The sequence below is a fragment of the Skermanella stibiiresistens SB22 genome, assembly GCF_000576635.1.
GTDB lineage: Bacteria > Pseudomonadota > Alphaproteobacteria > Azospirillales > Azospirillaceae > Skermanella > Skermanella stibiiresistens.
In genome coordinates, this window is record NZ_AVFL01000007.1 from 143,694 (window position 1) to 160,268 (window position 16,575).

Below are 16,575 nucleotides of genomic sequence, written 5' to 3' on the forward strand. Positions count from 1 at the left end.
GTCAGGGAGCGGCACCCGCCGCCTCGAAGGCGAGCAGGGCTTTCTTGAGGGGAACGCCCCAGCGGTAGTTGTGAGGGACGCCCGACTTCAGGACCACCCGGTGGCACGGGATGACCAGGCTGATCGGGTTGCGCCCGACGGCGGCCCCGACGGCGCGTGGGGCTTCCGGCCGGCCGATCGAGCGCGCCAGTTCCTGATAGCTGGTGACGTGGCCGAATGGGATGCGCAGCAGCGCTCGCCAGACCGTCATCTGGAACGCGGTGCCGCGCGCCACCAGCGGGATCGGATCGCCGGGGGTGCCGCCGAAATCGAACGCGCGGGCGGCCATTCCGGCGGTCGCGGTGGGGTCCTCGGCGAGTTGGAAGCCCCGCCACTCCGCCTTGAGGATGTCGGCCGACGCCTGCTCGTCGCCGTCGACCACGAAGCTCAGCCAGCACAACCCGCGCGGCGTGGCCGCCAGCAGCGCCCGGCCGAACGGGCTGTCGTGCAGTCCCCAGCGGATGACCGGCCGGTCGGCCTCGCCGCCGTCGGCCATCGGTTCGATTTCCGGAAGCGGCGCGGCTTGGTGACGGCCGCCGTCCGTTCTGGCGTCGGGCATGGCATCCTCCCCAGGGGTTTGGGTGGATGGTATGCCTCCGGACCAGCCGGCGGGCAAAGCCGAATCGCGCCGGACCTCACTCAGTACCGGGGATCGGCTTTCCGGCAGCGGCCCAGCGCCTCGTTGAGCGCCTTGGCGAAGTCCAGGCGCTCCTCCGGCGACAGGAAGGCGCCGATGGTCAGGGTCTCGCCGTGGCTGGTCAGAGTCACCTGGCTCTCGTGCTCGGGCGGATCGTCCATTGAGACGCGCAGCCAATAGGGCTGGAAGGTCCAGCTGCGGTCGTCGCCCTTCAAGCCGACGCGGTGGACCACCAACTCGCGGTCGGTCAGGCGGACGGTCTCGTACATCTTGGCGCTGCCGTAGTTCCGGCGGAAGGCCCAGTAGACCAGCAGGATATCCAGCCCGAAGAAGCCGAAGATCGGCCAGGCGCCCTGCAACCAGAAGAAGCCACCCACCGTCAGGCTGATCGCCGAGAACACCGCCATGAAGATCACGAAACCGCGCCGCGATAGGCTCCTGTGCGGATGCAGGACGGCGTCGAAGAAGATCTTCGGCTTTGCGGCGTCGTCTTGGATGATGGCGGTCATGGGACTAGGATATGATGCGTCCGGCGCGATGGTAAAGACCGATCGGTATGGATTGGCCGAGCCCGCGCGCGTGCCTTAACCAAGGGATCATCAGCGGACATGAAGCCCGCCGACATCGAGGAATTCTTCACCCGTCTCGCCGCCGACAACCCGGCGCCCAAGACCGAGCTGGAATACGCCAATCCCTATACGTTGCTGGTCGCCGTGGTGCTGTCGGCCCAGGCGACCGACGTCGGGGTCAACAAGGCGACCGGCCCGCTGTTCAAGATCGTCCAGACGCCCCAGCAGATGATCGAGTTGGGCGAGGAGGAGCTTCGGCGCCACATCAAGACGATCGGCCTGTTCAACACCAAGGCCAAGAACGTCATGAGGCTGTCCGAGATCCTGGTCGCCGAGCACGGTGGCGAGGTGCCGCGTAAGCGGAAGGAACTGGAGGCGCTGCCGGGCGTCGGCCGCAAGACCGCCAACGTCGTGATGAACGTGGCGTTCGGCCAAGTCACCATCGCGGTCGACACCCACATCTTCCGCGTCTCCAACCGCACCGGACTGGCGCGCGGCAAGACGCCGGAGGAGGTCGAGCGCAAGCTGCTGCGCTATGTCCATGCCCGCTGGAAGCCGCACGCCCACCATTGGCTGATCCTACACGGCCGCTACATCTGCAAGGCCCGCAAGCCCGACTGCCCCGCCTGCCCGGTCCGCGACCTCTGCGCCTTTCCGGACAAGACGACAGAACGGGAGATGCTGGAGGACCCGCCGGTCCCCGTCAGCGCCGGCTGACCGGCAGAATCGTTCCGGTGCCGCGAGGCTACTGGGTAGGTTTTGCCGAGCGGCGAGAGCCGAATGCCGGTGGATGGCGGGTCATCGGGTTTGGCACGATGCTTGCTAAAGGGATGGGCAGGAGGCCATGACATGTCCATCGATACCCTGACCGTCCCATCGACCCCGTATCCGCCCAGCGACGCCGCCACGCGCCGGACCGCCGCGCAGGCTGCTCCCAAGAATTGGGAGACCCCGATACAGAGTGGGAACGCCGAGAACGAGGTGCCGGACACGGGTACGGTCGACATGTCCTTCTGGGATTTCGTCGATATCGTCAATCCGCTCCAGCATATTCCAGTGGTGAGCACGATCTATCGCGAGATGACGGGAGACAGCATCAAAGGGGTATCCCGGATCATCGGCGATGGGCTCTATGGCGGCGTCATCGGGCTGGTGGCGGGCATCGGCAGCGCCATCATCGCGGAAACCACCGGCAAGGACCCCGGCGAGCATATGATGGCGATGCTCAACGGGACGGATGACGGGAAGCCGTCCGATGGCACCACCATGCTCGCCGAGGCGGAGAAGCCCCCGGCGGCGACTACTGGGACGGAGGCGGCGAAAATCCCGGCTCCGGCCCCCACCTCTTCCCCCGCCGTTCCCCAGGTCATGGCCGAGGCGGCGCCAGCGGGAGAGGTGCTGATGCCGATGGCGGCGGCCCCGGCGGCCACCGGAGCCCGGCGCCTGGGAGAGGCGGAAACCAAGTTCTTCGCCGTACCCAAGCGCACTCCTGGCTTGGTGCCCAAGGCGCTGCCGCCGGTCGCTCCGGGTCCGGGCGCCAATCTCGAGAAGGCTCCGGTCCAGCGCGCCGCGGCCCATCTGGCATCGACCCAGGCGGCCGAGAAGCCGACCGTCGTACCCGTGGCGGCTCCGGTCGGAACCCCGGCGACGGCCCAGATGGCCGAAGCCGCCGGTCAGGCGCGGAATGGCGCCTGGCCGCCCGGAGGATCGGCGCAGATCCCGCCGGAACTCGTCGCCGACATGATGATGAGCGCGCTGGACAAGTACCGTCAGGGAGCCAAGACGGGCACCTCGTCGATGCCGCCGTCGGGTACTGGTATGGGCATTGGAATGGGCAGGAGCGCCCCGGCCACGGCCGGCGCCGCCCGCGCGGCCTATTGACCAGGACCCCGAAGCGGCATAGGAAAAGTCGATGGATATTCAGGTCTCGAGGGATGGCACGCTGAGCTGGCCCGGCGGCGCCTTCCGCTGCGCGCTGGGCCGCGGCGGCATCCGCGCCGACAAGCGGGAGGGTGATGGCGCCTCCCCGGTCGGCCGGTTTCCCCTGCGGCGCGTGCTCTATCGCGCCGACCGGATGGCGGCGCCGGTCACCAGATTGCCGGTGGCGCCGATCGCGGCGGACGATGGCTGGTGCGACGCTCCCGCCGATCCCGCCTACAACCAGCCGGTCAAGCTGCCCTTCGCCGCCAGCCACGAGGAGATGTGGCGCGGCGACGGTCTCTATGACGTGGTCGTGGTGATCGGCCACAACGACGATCCGATCGTCCCGGGCGAGGGCAGCGCCGTCTTCATGCATGTCGCGAAGCCGGACTACGAGCCGACCGCCGGCTGCGTGGCGCTGGCCCTGTCCGACCTGCTGACCCTGCTCAGGGACTGCCGGCCCGGCGACGCGCTGTCGATCTCCGGCTAGTGTCGGAGGCTCATTCTTTCGGCTGGCGGACGCCGAAGATGGCGGTGCCGACCCGGACATGGGTGGCGCCGAAGCGGACCGCCGTCTCGTAATCGCCGCTCATGCCCATGCTGATCACGGGCAGGCCGTGCCGCTTGGCGAGATCGGCCAGCAGCGCGAAATGGAGCGCCGGCTCCTCGTCCGCCGGCGGGATGCACATCAGGCCGGCGATGGGCAAGCCGTACTCGGTCCGGCAGGTCTCCAGGAAGGCCTCGACCTCCTCGGGCGGGATGCCAGCCTTCTGCGGCTCGGCACCGGTGTTGACCTCGACATAGCAGCTGATCCGGCGGCCCTGCTTGGTCATCTCCTCGGCCAGGGCCTTGGCGAGCTTCGGCCGGTCGACCGTCTCGATCACGTCGAACAGGGCGACCGCCTCCTTGACCTTGTTGGTCTGGAGCGGGCCGATCAGGTGAAGCTCGATATCTGGATAACGCTCACGCTGGGCCGGGAACTTGGCCTTGGCCTCCTGAACCCTGTTCTCGCCGAACACCCTTTGGCCGGCGGCCAGCGCCGCCTCCAGCTTCTCGATCGGCTGGACCTTGCCGACGGCGACCAGCGTGACCTCCGCCGGATCGCGTCCCGCCTTGCCGGCGGCCTCGGCGATAGCGTGACGGACGGCGGCCAGGTTGGCGGCGATGTCGGTGGGAGCGTCCGGCGGTGTGGCGTCGGGCGTCGCTGTGTCGGTGGTCATCATGACGGCAGTTTTCGCCCATGCGGCGGGAAACGGCAAGGCTGAACCGGCGCGGAGATTCTCCAATCCAGGCGAGCCGGTCCCACGTCCCGGGATGGATCGAGGCGCATCGGTGTGATATCGGATCCATCCGTGTTCCGAACACCGACGCCCGCGTCAGACTGGAGCGGGCGGCAACCAAGCCCCGAGCGCGAGGAAACAGACCATGCCAGAGACGATATCAAGCTTGGCCGATATCCTGTATCCGCTGACGCCGGAGGAATTCTTCCGCGACTATCATGGCCGGAAGCCGGTGCATATTCCCGGCGACGGCGCCAAGCTCGCCTCGGTGATGGATTGGAAGACGCTGTCGGGACTGCTCGGCCAGTCCGGCCTATGGTCGTCGAAGTCGCTGCAACTGGTGCTCGACACCCGCATCCTGGACGCTGGCGACTATTGCCGGCCCGGACTGGACCGGGAGGGGCGCGAGGCGATGATGGCCGACCTGCAAAAGGTCGGCGTCTGGCTGAGGCGCGGCGCCTCGCTGGTCTGCAACGACATCGACAGCCTGACCCCCGGCCTGAAGGCGACGGCCAACGCGCTGGAGCAGGGCGTCGGCGGCAAGGCCCAGGGCAATCTCTATTGCTCGTGGCAAGCCCATCAGGCGTTCGGCAGCCATTTCGACACCCACGATGTCTACGCCCTGCATGTCGAGGGCGAGAAGACATGGCGGATCTACCAGCGCCATTTCGAGGACCCGATCGCCCATCCCTACTTCAAGAGCCTGGGCCAGGACTTCCACGACAAGCACAAGGGTCCGATCAGCCTGGAAGTCACGCTGAAGCCGGGCGACGTGCTGTACCTGCCGCGCGGCTGGTACCACGACGCGCTGGCGTCCGGCCAGACCAGCGTCCACATCGCCTTCGGCCTGACATCGGTGATCGGGCTGGACCTGATCTCGATGCTGTTCGAGCGGGCGGTCCAGGACCCGCTGTTCCGCAAGACCGTGCCCTCACCCGATCAGGGGCCCGATCAAGCCATGGCCGACCATCTGGCGGCCTTAGGTGCCCGAGTCGCCGAGTTCGTGCGCGAGCCAGCCGTGGTGCGGCAGTTCGCCGCCTTCATGCGCGGATACCATTATGACCGCGGCACGCTGAACCTGCCGGACGACGCGCTGGCCAAGCGCTGGCGCCGCCGCAACGCGAACCTCAAGGTGACGCGCGGGGCCAATGGCTGGCAGTTGGGCGACGACCGCCGCGCCGTGCCGATCCCGCCCGGAGTCGAGGGCCCGGTGTCGTGGGTCATCTCCCGCGAGAGCTTTAGCGAATCGGAGTTCGCCGCGGCGCACCCGAGCCTGAACGAGACCGCGCGGCGTCAGTTGCTGACGGAGTTGGGCAACATGAAGGTGGTCGAGGTGGCGTGATCAGGAAACGTCGTCGATCGCGTAAGAGTGGTCCGCCACCCAATCCCGGAACTCCTGTTCCGGCAAGGAGCCGCTGGCCAAATTCAACACGCGGTCGGCGGCTTCCCGTTCGGTGGTGTCAAGTTCGAACCCGTTGAGGCCGAGTGCCAGCCCCAGCGCCAGGAACGCGGCACGCTTATTTCCGTCGATGAAAGGACGGCTCCGGCAAATGCTGGCGCAAAGCGCCGCCGCCAGATCGAAGATCGTCAGCCTTTCGTCGGCATAGGCGATGAGTTGATAAGGCCGCGCCATCGATGCCTCCAGCGCTCCGAGGTCACGGATACCCGGTGTGCCACCATGCTCGGCCAGCAATTCATCATGAAATTCCAGGATAACTTGCAAAGGCGGATTGACGTATTTCCGGCCTTGTATCGTGGCTTCTTGGACAGCGTCGATCATTTTGAGAGAATCGCCATCGTACGACGATATCGAGCGGCGAATCGTCGGCCAATATCCAGGGCCGCATTATAGCTGTCATCGACTCTGGTGATCTCGAGCCGCCCATCACGAACCTCGATCCCGACCTCGTCACCACGTTGGAGATCAGCCGCAGAGAGGACATCGCGCGGAATCGTCAATCCGGTCGAATTGCCGATCTTGGTCAGTTTGGTCGTGTGCATGGTCGCCTCGCGGGTTGCTTGCCCCATTTCGTAATAACATACGTAATAACGTCAAGGGGAATTGTATCTGGGAGGATGCTCGAAGGCGTTCCACCAGACGGAAAAGGGGCGGTGGTTTTCACCACCGCCCCAAGTCCGAAGGCTTCTGGGAAATCGCGGCCGCGAGGCCGAGGGATCCTAGAAGTTCAGGCGGGTGCTGATGACCCACACGTAGCCGTCGGTGCTGACCTTGTTGGCGGCCGCGGTCGACGCCGCGTTCGTCTTCAGGTCCTCTTCGAGGTACAGCAGGTCCGACATGATCAGCAAGCCGGGAGCCAGCGTGTAGGAACCGCTCAGGCCGTACAGCTCGTACTTGTCGGCATAGGTGCTGGTAGGAGTGCTGCCCATGGCCCGCTTGTAGCCTTCCGACTCCGAATAGATCACGCCGACGGTGGCGGGACCGGCGGTGTAGGAGGCGCCGACGTTCCAAGCATGCTGGTCGCCACTGTCGGTCTTGGTCTGGACGTAGTAGTTGTCGGCGTCGATGTAGCTGCCGCCGAACTTGAAGCCTGCGTAACCGACCTGACCGCCAAGCTGGTAGGCGGTGAAGTCCTTGAGAGCCACGCTGGTGGTCGTGCCCTTGCCGTTGGCGCTGGTGCCGGTGGCGCCGAGGGCAACGGAGACGCCGCTGAATTCGCCGGTGTAGTTGATGCCAAATTCCAGGAAGTCGGTGTAATCACGGGTGTTCTTGTTGGCGATGACGTTCTGGGCCTCGTCACCATTCTCCGGCGTGTAGCTGAAGCCACCCTGGAAGCCGGCGACCCGCGGTGTCAGGTACATGATCTTGGTCGCGTCGCTGCTGTCCGGGGCCTTGATGGCGGCACCCCAGGGCGTGCGGCCCACTTCGAAGGTACCCGTCTTGCCGGCGAACGAGACGCCGTTGACCGCGAGGAAGTCGATGCCGTCGCCGTCGATGCTCTCGATGCCAACCAGCGGGGCGTAGATCGACAGAGTGTCGGCGGCGCCGTCGAAGTCGCCCAGTTCCAGACGGCCCCAGGAACCGCCAATGTAGACCGAGGCCTCGTCGGTGCCGATGCCGGTGGTGCCGGCGGTCGGGATGCCGTTCTGCAGTTCGACCTTGGCGCCGTACAGCAGGCCGTTGTCAGCCTTGCCGTCGGCCTTAATCAGGATCTCGGTTTCGAGCTGGAACTCACGCTCGGTGCCGCTCTGCTGGGTGCCAACGGCGGAGACATTGTTGTCATAGATCGCGGCGAAAAATTCGGTGTAACCGCCCAAGGTGACTTTCATCTGGGCGTTGGCGGCGGAGGTGAAACCGACGACGGCGGCGAGCGCGGTGGTGGCGAGGAGGATGTTCCTCATTGCTTTGACTCCCTGGTAAGACCTTTGGACTACCCAAACCTTCGGGTTGGATGTTGGGATAATCCCTTATGGGTAATCCAGGCAATCACCTAATACCAAAGAGAGTGGATAAGAGCCCACACTGTTGCGCGATCGACACAACATCCCGGCACGCCTAGCTCGAACGAGAAGCGGCGGCACCCGCCAAGGATGCCGCCGCCGCTCGAACTCACATTGAATGGGAGTGGATGTCAGAAGTCCAGACGGGTGCCGAGGACGAAGACATAGCCGTCGTTGCTGCCCTTGGTCGTGGCGCCGCGTGTGCCGGTCAGGAAATCGTCCTCGAAGAAGGTGATCTCCGTCTCGACGACCATGCCGGGCGCCAGGGCGTAGGTGGCTCCCAAGCTGTAGGCTTGGTAATCGGTGCTGTAGCCGCCATTGGCGCCGGAATAACCCTCGGCGGCGAGGTATGTCGCGGCGATGGCGATCGGGCCGGTCGTGAAGCTGCCGCCGACATGCCAAGCGGTCTGGTCGTCGTCGATGGCGCCGGTGGTCGGCAGCAGGAAGTCGTTGGCGTCGACATAGCCGCCGCCGAGGGCGAAATCGCCAAAGGTGATCTGGGCGCCCAGGTTCCAGGCGGTGAAGTCCTCGACGCCGGAGCTGGCGTTGCTCTCGGCCGTCGTCAGGGTGGCGCCGAGCGACACGCCGACTCCGGAGAACTCGCCGGTGTAGTTGACGCCGAACTCGCCGACGTCCTTGTAGGTGCTGGCGGTCTTCAGGGTGACGACACGCTGCGCCTCGTCGCCCGCTTCCGGCGTGTAGCTGGCGCCGCCTTGGAAGCCCGCGATGCGCGGGGTCAGGTACATGATCTTGGTCGAGTCGCCGGTGTTCGGAATGTGCATGCCGAAGTTCGGCTGGCCGCCAGCGAAGTCCGGATAGTCGCCGTCGATCTGCTCGACGCCAACAACCGGCGCGTAGATCTTGAGCGTGTCGGCGGCGCCGTCGAAATCACCCAGTTCGAGACGGCCCCAGCCGCCGCCGAGATAAACCGACGCCTCGTCGGTGCCGACGCCGGTGCCGGCGTTCGGCGTGCTGTTCTGCAACTCGACCTTGGCGCCGTAGAGCAGGCCATTGTTGGCCTTGCCATCGGCCTTGACGACGATCTCGGCCTCCAGTTGGAACTCGCGGGACGTCCGGTTGGAGCCCAGGTCGTCATCATAGGTCGCCGCGAAGAATTCCGTGTAGCCACCGAGCGTGACGGTCATCTGAGCCTGGACCTGCGCGGTCAGCGCGCAAAGGGCGGCGGCCGACGTCGTCGTGAGAAGGAGTTTGCGCATCTTTGTTCCCCATAATGACTTTCGGCCTACCGACCGTTCTCCCTATTCTTGTGATTCTCCGGATATGCTCCGCAAATGGATTTTTATCGAAATAGGTATACAACTGATAAGAGTAACATAAATGCAACTAATGTGTTAAGCTGGTTGGGTGATCCTGACAACCGGATACGCTTGGTCTCCGCCGCATCATCGGGATTAGCACGTGGATACGCGGGTCAAGCCCGCGCATGACGTGTTGGGGGCATCGGTTCATCAAGCGGTCGATCGGCGATGGTGCCAAGCGATCGACCGGCCAAGAACCGCCCGCTCCCCTTATCGTCATGCGCGGGCTTGACCCGCGTATCCACGTGCGAATCCCGTCCCCCCGTGGCTCCCCGAACGACCGATCGCTTGCGCTCGCACCGGCCTTTGGTCTAATTTCCGGCGCCCGAACCGCAGAGATGTCAGACAAAATGGCTCGATTTCCGCATATCACCGCCCGGACGATCCCCGCCCCGGAGGCATCATCCCGACGCAAGTCGGCCGCCGTCCTGCTGGGCGTGCTCGGCGCAACGCTGTTGCTGAGCGGTTGCGGCAATATCAAGCCGGAAGCGACGTTCCCCGATCCGGACGAGGACAAGCGGTACCGCAATGGCAGCCTGCTTGGCGGCGAGGGCGGATTCACCCTGCTGGGGCCGCGCCGCGCCGATCAGGACGCGCAGAACGCCCAGGGTATCGGCGTCAACAGCTTCCTGTGGCGCGCCTCGCTCGACACGCTGGCGTTCATGCCGATCGTGTCGGCCGATCCGTTCGGCGGCGTCATCCTGACCGACTGGTACTCCCCGCCGGAGACGCCGAACGAGCGCTTCAAGGTCAACCTCTACATCCTGGACCGCCAGCTTCGCGCCGACGGGGTGCGGGTCAGCGTCTTCCGCCAGCAGCGGACGGGCACGGGACCGAACGGCGGCGACTGGCGCGACTCGGGCGTGAGCACCGAGACCGCGAGCAAGCTGGAGGATACCGTGCTGACCCGCGCGCGCCAGATGCGGATCGCGCAGACCGCCGACAGCCGCTAGGTTTTTCGGCGGAAGACGGGTTTCGGGTGGGGCTCCGGAGGGAACGTTCGGCCGGAGCCGACGATAATGATTTGGTGATGTGCGTCGTCCACCCCGCTGGGGATGTCTGGGCGCGGTGAGGGATGTTGGATGTCGCGGTATAATTCCAAGGAAACCGAGGCCAAGTGGCAGGCGATCTGGGACGAACGGGGCAGCTTCGTCGCCCACGAGGATCCCAGCCGGCCGAAATACTACGTGCTGGAGATGTTCCCGTACCCGTCGGGACGGCTCCATGTCGGCCACGCCCGCAACTACGCGATCGGCGACATGGTGGCGCGCTACAAACGGGCGCGCGGCTTCAACGTGCTGCATCCCATGGGCTGGGACGCCTTCGGCCTGCCGGCGGAGAACGCCGCCATCGCCAACAAGGTGCATCCCGCGACCTGGACCTACCAGAACATCGCCACGATGCGCGACCAGCTGAAGACGCTGGGGCTGGCCTATGACTGGACGCGCGAGATCGCGACCTGCGCGCCGGAATACTACCGCCACGAACAGAAGATCTTCCTGGATTTCCTGAACGCCGGATTGGCGTACCGCAAGGAGAGCTGGGTCAATTGGGACCCGGTCGAGAACACCGTGCTGGCCAACGAACAGGTGATCGACGGGCGCGGCTGGCGCTCCGGCGCCCCGGTCGAGAAGCGCAAGCTGAGCCAGTGGTTCCTGAAGATCACCCAGTACGCCGACGAGTTGCTGGACGCCATCGGCAAGCTGGAGCGTTGGCCGGACAAGGTCCGGACCATGCAGGAGAAATGGATCGGCAAGTCGTCCGGCCTGCGCTTCGCCTTCGACTTGGTGAATGAGCAGGAGAAGATCGAGGTCTTCACGACGCGGCCCGACACCCTGTTCGGCGCCAGCTTCGTGGCGGTTTCGCCCAACCATCCGCTGGCGGCGCGCCTGGCGGCCGACAACCCGGCCCTGGCCGACTTCATCGCGGAGTGCAACCGGATCGGCACCAGCGAGGCGGCGATCGAGACGGCGGAGAAGCTCGGCTTCGACACCGGGCTGAAGGCGATCCATCCCTTCGTCGAGGGGCGGACGGTCCCGGTCCACGTCGCCAACTTCGTCCTGATGGAATACGGCACCGGCGCCATCTTCGGCTGCCCGGCGCATGACCAGCGCGACCTGGACTTCGCCCGCAAATACGGCCTGCCGGTGCTGCCGGTGGTGGTGCCCGACGACAGCGACCCGGCCAGCTTCCAGGTCGGCGCGGAGGCCTACACGGGTCCCGGCCACCTGCGGAACTCCGACTTCCTGGACGGCCTGGAGGTCGAGGCCGCCAAGCGCGCCGTGATCGAGCGCATGGAGGCCGCCGGCAAGGGCGAGGGCACCACGATCTACCGCCTTCGCGACTGGGGCGTCAGCCGCCAGCGCTATTGGGGCTGCCCGATCCCGGTGATCCATTGCGCCACCTGCGGCATCGTTCCGGTTCCGGAACAGGATCTGCCGGTCGAGCTGCCGACCGATGTCAGCTTCGACCAGCCGGGCAACCCGCTGGACCATCACCCGACCTGGAAGCATACGACCTGCCCGACCTGCGGGGGCGAGGCCCGACGCGAGACCGACACCTTCGACACCTTCTTCGAAAGCTCGTGGTATTTCGCGCGCTTCTGTTCGCCGCACGACACGACGACCGCGTTCGACCGCGCCGCCGCGGATTACTGGCTGCCGGTCGACCAGTATATCGGCGGTGTCGAGCACGCCGTGCTCCACCTGCTCTACTCCCGCTTCTTCACCCGCGCCTTGAAGGATTGCGGCTACCTGAGCGTCGCCGAGCCGTTCGAGGGCCTGATGACCCAGGGGATGGTGACGCACGCCACGTACCGGGACCAAGCCGGCAAGTGGCTCTACCCGGAGGAGGTCGAGCAGCGCGACGGCCAGACGGTGAGCCGCGAGACCGGCGAGTCCGTCGAGGCGGGCCGCCTGGAGAAGATGAGCAAGTCGAAGAAGAACGTCGTCGGCTTGGAGCACATCATCGACACCTACGGCGCCGACACCATGCGGCTGCTGCTGCTGTCCGACAGCCCGCCGGAGCGCGACCTGGAATGGACCGAGTCGGGCATCGACGGCGCTTGGCGCTACGCCGCGCGCGTCTGGCGCCTGATCACCGAGCCGGTGGTGCCGCTGGCGGCGGCCGGGACTCCCGTGCCCGCCACGATCTCGGACAAGGGTCAGGCGGTACGCCGGATCGTCCACAAGACGATCGACGGACTGGGTGATGACGTCGAGAAGTTCCGCTTCAACAAGGCGGTGGCGCGGGTCCGCGAGCTGACCAACGCGCTCTCCGATCTCGACGGCAAGGGCGCCGGCGAGGACTGGGTGCTGCGCGAGGGTTTCGAGACGCTGGTCAAGCTGATCGGCCCGATGATGCCGCATCTGGGCGAGGAGCTGTGGCAGGGCTTGGGCCATGCCACCCTTCTGACCGAGTCGCCGTGGCCGGAGGCCGATCCGGCGCTGGTGGTGGACGAGAGCGTCGTGGTGGCGATCCAGGTCAATGGCAAGCTGCGCGCCTCGATTCCGCTGCCACGCGACGCCAGCGAGGAGGTCGCGCGCGCGGCGGCGCTGGCCGACGCCAACGTCCAGCGGGCGATCGACGGCAAGACGATCCGCAAGCTGATCCACGTGCCCAACCGCATCGTCAATGTGGTGGTGTGAGCCTGATCGCGTGACCGCCCGTCCGCGCGCCGGGGGTCGGGCGTGAAGGTCCCGGCCGGCAGGATCGAGGGATTTGTCCGCCGCCCCGACCCCCAGGTCAGGGCGGTGCTGTTCTACGGTCCCGACAGCGGTCTGGTGCGGGAACGCGCCGATACCGTGGCCCGCGGCGTCTGCCCGGACCAGCACGACCCGTTCCGGGTGGTCGACCTGCTCGGCTCGGCGATCGCCAAGGACCCGGCGCGGCTGGCCGACGAGGTGGCGTCGATGGCGCTGACCGGCGGCAGGCGCTTGATCCGGATCCGCGACGCCGACGATGGCGTCACCGGCGCCTTCGCCTCGCTGTTCGGATCGATGCCCAGTGGCGACAGCATGGTCGTGGTCGAGGCCGGCGACCTGTCCAAGGGGTCGAAGCTGCGGGCGCTGTTCGAGAACGCCGATACCGGCGCTCCGATCCCCTGCTATGTCGAGGACGAGGCGGCGCTGGGCGAGACCATCGGAAACATGCTGGCCGCCCACAAGCTGACCGTCAGCACCGACGCCCGCGACTTCCTCGCCAGCAGCCTGGTGGGCGACCGGATGGTCGCGCGCGGCGAGATCGAGAAGCTGGTGACCTATATGGGCGAGGGAGGCAGGCGGGTCGAGCTGGAGGACGCCCAGGCCTGCATCGGTGACAGCGGCGCCCTGGAGATGGACGCGCCGTCATGGGCGGCGGGCGACGGCGATTTCGCCGGTGTCGACCGGGCGTTGCGCCGGCTGTTCGCGGAAGGCATGAGCCCGGTGCCGATCCTGCGCTCCGCCCAGCGCCACTTCCAGCGCCTGCAACTGGTCGTGGCCCAGGTCGAGCGCGGCGAGTCGGTCGAACGCGCGGTGGCGAGCCTGCGCCCACCCCTGTTCTTCAAGGTCAAGAACCAGTTCACCGCCCAAGTGAGGCGCTGGACACCCGCCGGGTTGCGCCAGGGCCTGGACCGCCTAACCGACGCCGAAGCCGACTGCAAACGCACCAACATGCCCGATGAAACCATCTGCGCCCGCGCCTTCTTCCAACTGGCGGTGCTGGCGCGGAGTCGGCGCTGAGACGGCGAAGGCGGACGCATTCGACCGGCCAATTTTTCATCGATTGACGACGGTGGCCGTAGGTCGGGTGGATCGACGAACCAACCGGATTAGTTGTTTCATCAGCGGTGGATTAGCATTCCGTACCGGTGGCGCGAGCCGTGATCGGTATGGCCTCCAAGCGGTCCGGCAACGAAAAGGGGGGCCGGAGCCCCCCTTCCCCTCCCCGCGTTCGACGGCGGATGTCAGCCGCGGTTCATGCGGCTGTCGACCAGATCGTGGACGACGCCGGGGTCGGCCAGCGTGGAGGTGTCGCCCAGGGCCTCGTGCTCGTTCGCGGCGATCTTGCGCAGGATGCGGCGCATGATCTTACCGGAACGGGTCTTCGGCAGGCCGGGAGCCCACTGGATCAGGTCCGGCGTCGCGATCGGACCGATCTCCTTGCGGACCCAGGTCACCAACTCCTTGCGCAGCTCGTCGCTCGGGTGTTCGCCGGCGTTGAGCGTGACATAGGCGTAGATGCCCTGTCCCTTGAGGTCGTGCGGGTAACCGACGACCGCGGCCTCGGCGACCTTGGGATGGGCGACCAGCGCGCTCTCGATCTCGGCGGTGCCCATGCGGTGGCCGGACACGTTGATCACGTCGTCGACGCGGCCGGTGATCCAGTAGTACCCATCGGCGTCGCGGCGGCAGCCGTCCCCGGTGAAATACTTGCCCTCGAAGGTCGAGAAGTAGGTCTGGACGAACCGGACATGGTCGCCGAACACCGTCCGCATCTGGCCGGGCCAGCTGTCGGCGATGCACAGGTTGCCCTCCGTCTCGCCTTCCAGCAGCTTGCCGTCGTTGTCCACGACAACCGGCTGAACACCGAAGAACGGCAGGGTGGCGGAACCGGGCTTGGCCGTCGTGGCGCCGGGCAGCGGCGAGATCAGGATACCGCCAGTCTCGGTCTGCCAGAACGTGTCGACGATCGGGCAGCGCTCGTCGCCGACCACGCGATTGTACCAGAGCCAAGCCTCGGGATTGATCGGCTCGCCGACCGAACCCAGGATGCGCAGCGACTTGCGGCTGGTCTTCTTGACCGGCGCCTCACCCTCGCGCATCAGCGCGCGGATGGCGGTCGGCGCGGTGTAGAAGATCGCGACGTTGTGCTTGTCGACCACTTCCCAGAAGCGCGAGACGGAGGGATAGTTCGGGATGCCCTCGAACATCAGGGTCGTGGCGCCGTTGGCGAGTGGGCCATAGACGATGTAGGAGTGGCCGGTGACCCAACCCACATCGGCCGTGCACCAATAGACCTCGCCCGGCTTGTAGTCGAAGACGTACTGGTGCGTCATCGAGGCGTAGACGAGATAGCCGCCGGTGGTGTGCAGCACGCCCTTGGGCTTGCCTGTCGAGCCGGAGGTGTAGAGGATGAACAGCGGGTCCTCGGCGCTCATCTCCTCCGGCGGGCAATCGGCCGAAACCTTGGCGATCTCCTCGTCGTACCAGAAATCGCGGCCCTCGGTCCAATCGACCGCGCCGCCGGTGCGGCGAACCACCAGCTGGGTCCGGACGTTCGGCGACGCGGCCAGGGCGACATCGGCGTTCTTCTTCAGCGGAACCTTGCGGCCGCCGCGCAGGCCTTCGTCGGCCGTGATCAGCAGATGGCTGTCGCAGTCGACCAGACGGTCGCGCAGGCTGTCCGGCGAGAAGCCGCCGAACACGATCGAATGCATGGCGCCGATCCGGGCGCAGGCCAGCATGGCGTAGGCGGCCTCGGGGATCATCGGCAGGTAGATGGTGACCCGGTCACCCTTCTTGACGCCCTTGGCCTTGAGCACGTTGGCCAGCCGGCAGACCTGCTCGTGCAGTTCGCGGTAGGTGATGTGCTTGCTTTCGGCCGGGTTGTCGCCTTCCCAGATGATGGCGGTCTGATCGGCCTTGTCGGCCAGATGGCGGTCGATGCAATTGGCGCTGACGTTGAGCGTGCCGTCGTAGAACCATCGGATGTGGACGTCGCCGGTGAAGCTGACATCCTTGACCTTGGTGTACGGACGGATCCAGTCCAGGCGTTTGCCTTGCTCACCCCAGAAAGCCTCCGGATCCTTGACCGACTGCTCGTACATCCGGGTGTAGCCTTCGGCATCGACCCAGGCCGACTTCGCAACAGCTTCGGGAGGCGGGAAGGTGCTGGGAGTCGTGTTCGGCGTTGTGTTCATGGGCTCGCGGTTCCCCCGGTTCATTCTGGTTACTGTTGACGGCCGATTTTGCAACAATCGATCCGGTAACCTCACGGTTAGCAAGTGATTATCCACAGCCGCCCAGCTTTAACAAGCCACTCGGGCGAAGCGCGCGGTGCCCCGCGCGAGGCTCTCGGGCCGTGAAAACTCGCTTGACGATTTATATGCGCCACGCCTTTTTCAGTCATTGATCTACCTCAAGCCAGTGGCGGTGGGTCGGTCGCGATTCCGCAGATCCGAATTCACGCGTTGAATCGCGCAAATGATCGGAGTGGCGGCAGAACCCGAAGGGGCTGGCGAATGCCCCATGTCCAAGGATCCACCCCAAGAAGGCGTGGAAGACAGCCATCACCTTCGCATGATGGTATTTGCCCGCCCCCATGAACCCTGCCTAATCATACCCTTGGTATTACCATGATTATTGTATGGA

15 protein-coding genes are annotated in these 16,575 nt (G+C 66.0%); 7 read left to right on the forward strand and 8 right to left on the reverse strand.

Going from position 1 to position 16,575, the window contains the following annotated elements; all coding sequences use genetic code 11:
- Nucleotide 1 precedes the first annotated feature (1 nt).
- Both N825_RS11635 and N825_RS11640 read right to left on the reverse strand, forming a co-directional pair.
- Nucleotides 2-598 carry a methylated-DNA--[protein]-cysteine S-methyltransferase gene (locus N825_RS11635; protein ID WP_051512083.1) on the reverse strand — a complete coding sequence of 199 codons (597 nt, stop codon included), beginning with the start codon at nt 596-598 and terminating at the stop codon, nt 2-4.
- Between the two features lie 80 nt (nt 599-678).
- Nucleotides 679-1,185: a DUF2244 domain-containing protein gene (locus N825_RS11640; protein WP_051512086.1), complete on the reverse strand. Its 507-nt coding sequence runs from the start codon at nt 1,183-1,185 to the stop codon at nt 679-681.
- Between the two features lie 99 nt (nt 1,186-1,284).
- On the opposite strand from N825_RS11640, the gene nth reads away from it, so the two are divergent.
- The 3 genes from nth (at nt 1,285) to N825_RS11655 (ending at nt 3,655) form a co-directional block, all read left to right on the forward strand.
- A complete protein-coding gene (nth, locus tag N825_RS11645) occupies nt 1,285-1,962 on the forward strand; it encodes an endonuclease III (protein WP_051512089.1) in 678 nt (225 codons plus the stop codon).
- Nucleotides 1,963-2,094: 132 nt separating this feature from the next.
- Nucleotides 2,095-3,126 carry a hypothetical protein gene (locus tag N825_RS38860; RefSeq protein WP_037451359.1) on the forward strand — a complete coding sequence of 344 codons (1,032 nt, stop codon included), beginning with the start codon at nt 2,095-2,097 and terminating at the stop codon, nt 3,124-3,126.
- Nucleotides 3,127-3,157: 31 nt separating this feature from the next.
- Nucleotides 3,158-3,655, forward strand: a complete 498-nt coding sequence (locus N825_RS11655; protein ID WP_037451361.1) for a L,D-transpeptidase family protein — start codon at nt 3,158-3,160, stop codon at nt 3,653-3,655.
- A 10-nt stretch (nt 3,656-3,665) separates the two neighbouring features.
- Here the strand turns inward: N825_RS11655 and N825_RS11660 are convergent, their stop codons facing one another.
- Complete coding sequence (locus tag N825_RS11660) at nt 3,666-4,388, reverse strand: YggS family pyridoxal phosphate-dependent enzyme (protein WP_051512090.1); 723 nt, start codon at nt 4,386-4,388, stop codon at nt 3,666-3,668.
- A gap of 202 nt (nt 4,389-4,590) precedes the next feature.
- On the opposite strand from N825_RS11660, the gene N825_RS11665 reads away from it, so the two are divergent.
- Nucleotides 4,591-5,787 carry a cupin domain-containing protein gene (locus tag N825_RS11665; protein ID WP_037451364.1) on the forward strand — a complete coding sequence of 399 codons (1,197 nt, stop codon included), beginning with the start codon at nt 4,591-4,593 and terminating at the stop codon, nt 5,785-5,787.
- On the opposite strand, the gene N825_RS11670 is transcribed toward N825_RS11665, so the two are convergent.
- The 4 genes from N825_RS11670 to N825_RS11685 form a co-directional block, all read right to left on the reverse strand.
- The gene (locus tag N825_RS11670) at nt 5,788-6,225 is read right to left on the reverse strand and encodes a type II toxin-antitoxin system death-on-curing family toxin (protein ID WP_051512096.1); all 438 of its coding nucleotides are present in this window, start codon (nt 6,223-6,225) and stop codon (nt 5,788-5,790) included.
- Nucleotides 6,222-6,446 carry an AbrB/MazE/SpoVT family DNA-binding domain-containing protein gene (locus N825_RS11675; RefSeq protein ID WP_037451749.1) on the reverse strand — a complete coding sequence of 75 codons (225 nt, stop codon included), beginning with the start codon at nt 6,444-6,446 and terminating at the stop codon, nt 6,222-6,224. Before N825_RS11675 ends, N825_RS11670 begins: the two co-directional genes overlap by 4 nt.
- A gap of 177 nt (nt 6,447-6,623) precedes the next feature.
- Nucleotides 6,624-7,805 carry a porin gene (locus tag N825_RS11680; protein WP_037451366.1) on the reverse strand — a complete coding sequence of 394 codons (1,182 nt, stop codon included), beginning with the start codon at nt 7,803-7,805 and terminating at the stop codon, nt 6,624-6,626.
- Between the two features lie 230 nt (nt 7,806-8,035).
- Nucleotides 8,036-9,121 (reverse strand): porin, encoded by a 1,086-nt coding sequence (locus N825_RS11685; RefSeq protein WP_037451368.1) that lies wholly within the window; start codon nt 9,119-9,121, stop codon nt 8,036-8,038.
- A 440-nt stretch (nt 9,122-9,561) separates the two neighbouring features.
- Here N825_RS11685 and N825_RS11690 point away from each other — a divergent pair, with 440 nt between their 5' ends.
- The 3 genes from N825_RS11690 (at nt 9,562) to holA (ending at nt 13,944) form a co-directional block, all read left to right on the forward strand.
- Complete coding sequence (locus N825_RS11690; protein WP_245613085.1) at nt 9,562-10,176, forward strand: DUF3576 domain-containing protein; 615 nt, start codon at nt 9,562-9,564, stop codon at nt 10,174-10,176.
- A 102-nt stretch (nt 10,177-10,278) separates the two neighbouring features.
- Nucleotides 10,279-12,870 (forward strand): leucine--tRNA ligase, encoded by a 2,592-nt coding sequence (leuS, locus tag N825_RS11695; protein WP_425423729.1) that lies wholly within the window; start codon nt 10,279-10,281, stop codon nt 12,868-12,870.
- A gap of 42 nt (nt 12,871-12,912) precedes the next feature.
- The gene (holA, locus tag N825_RS11700) at nt 12,913-13,944 is read left to right on the forward strand and encodes a DNA polymerase III subunit delta (protein ID WP_037451374.1); all 1,032 of its coding nucleotides are present in this window, start codon (nt 12,913-12,915) and stop codon (nt 13,942-13,944) included.
- Between the two features lie 224 nt (nt 13,945-14,168).
- Here holA and acs read toward each other — a convergent pair whose 3' ends face one another.
- Nucleotides 14,169-16,124: an acetate--CoA ligase gene (gene acs, locus N825_RS11705; protein WP_037451753.1), complete on the reverse strand. Its 1,956-nt coding sequence runs from the start codon at nt 16,122-16,124 to the stop codon at nt 14,169-14,171.
- Between the last annotated feature and the right edge of the window lie 451 nt (nt 16,125-16,575).

What these genes read in the sequence shown, in the direction of transcription:
- N825_RS38860 (WP_037451359.1), top strand. Translation starts at nt 2,095, where the DNA reads ATGTCCATCGATACCCTGACCGTCCCATCGACCCCGTATCCGCCCAGC.
- N825_RS11655 (WP_037451361.1), top strand. Translation starts at nt 3,158, where the DNA reads ATGGATATTCAGGTCTCGAGGGATGGCACGCTGAGCTGGCCCGGCGGC.
- N825_RS11635 (WP_051512083.1), bottom strand. Translation starts at nt 598, where the DNA reads ATGCCCGACGCCAGAACGGACGGCGGCCGTCACCAAGCCGCGCCGCTT.
- N825_RS11690 (WP_245613085.1), top strand. Translation starts at nt 9,562, where the DNA reads ATGTCAGACAAAATGGCTCGATTTCCGCATATCACCGCCCGGACGATC.
- N825_RS11670 (WP_051512096.1), bottom strand. Translation starts at nt 6,225, where the DNA reads ATGATCGACGCTGTCCAAGAAGCCACGATACAAGGCCGGAAATACGTC.
- N825_RS11640 (WP_051512086.1), bottom strand. Translation starts at nt 1,185, where the DNA reads ATGACCGCCATCATCCAAGACGACGCCGCAAAGCCGAAGATCTTCTTC.
- acs (WP_037451753.1), bottom strand. Translation starts at nt 16,124, where the DNA reads ATGAACACAACGCCGAACACGACTCCCAGCACCTTCCCGCCTCCCGAA.
- N825_RS11665 (WP_037451364.1), top strand. Translation starts at nt 4,591, where the DNA reads ATGCCAGAGACGATATCAAGCTTGGCCGATATCCTGTATCCGCTGACG.
- nth (WP_051512089.1), top strand. Translation starts at nt 1,285, where the DNA reads ATGAAGCCCGCCGACATCGAGGAATTCTTCACCCGTCTCGCCGCCGAC.
- N825_RS11685 (WP_037451368.1), bottom strand. Translation starts at nt 9,121, where the DNA reads ATGCGCAAACTCCTTCTCACGACGACGTCGGCCGCCGCCCTTTGCGCG.
- N825_RS11675 (WP_037451749.1), bottom strand. Translation starts at nt 6,446, where the DNA reads ATGCACACGACCAAACTGACCAAGATCGGCAATTCGACCGGATTGACG.
- N825_RS11680 (WP_037451366.1), bottom strand. Translation starts at nt 7,805, where the DNA reads ATGAGGAACATCCTCCTCGCCACCACCGCGCTCGCCGCCGTCGTCGGT.
- leuS (WP_425423729.1), top strand. Translation starts at nt 10,279, where the DNA reads ATGTCTGGGCGCGGTGAGGGATGTTGGATGTCGCGGTATAATTCCAAG.
- N825_RS11660 (WP_051512090.1), bottom strand. Translation starts at nt 4,388, where the DNA reads ATGATGACCACCGACACAGCGACGCCCGACGCCACACCGCCGGACGCT.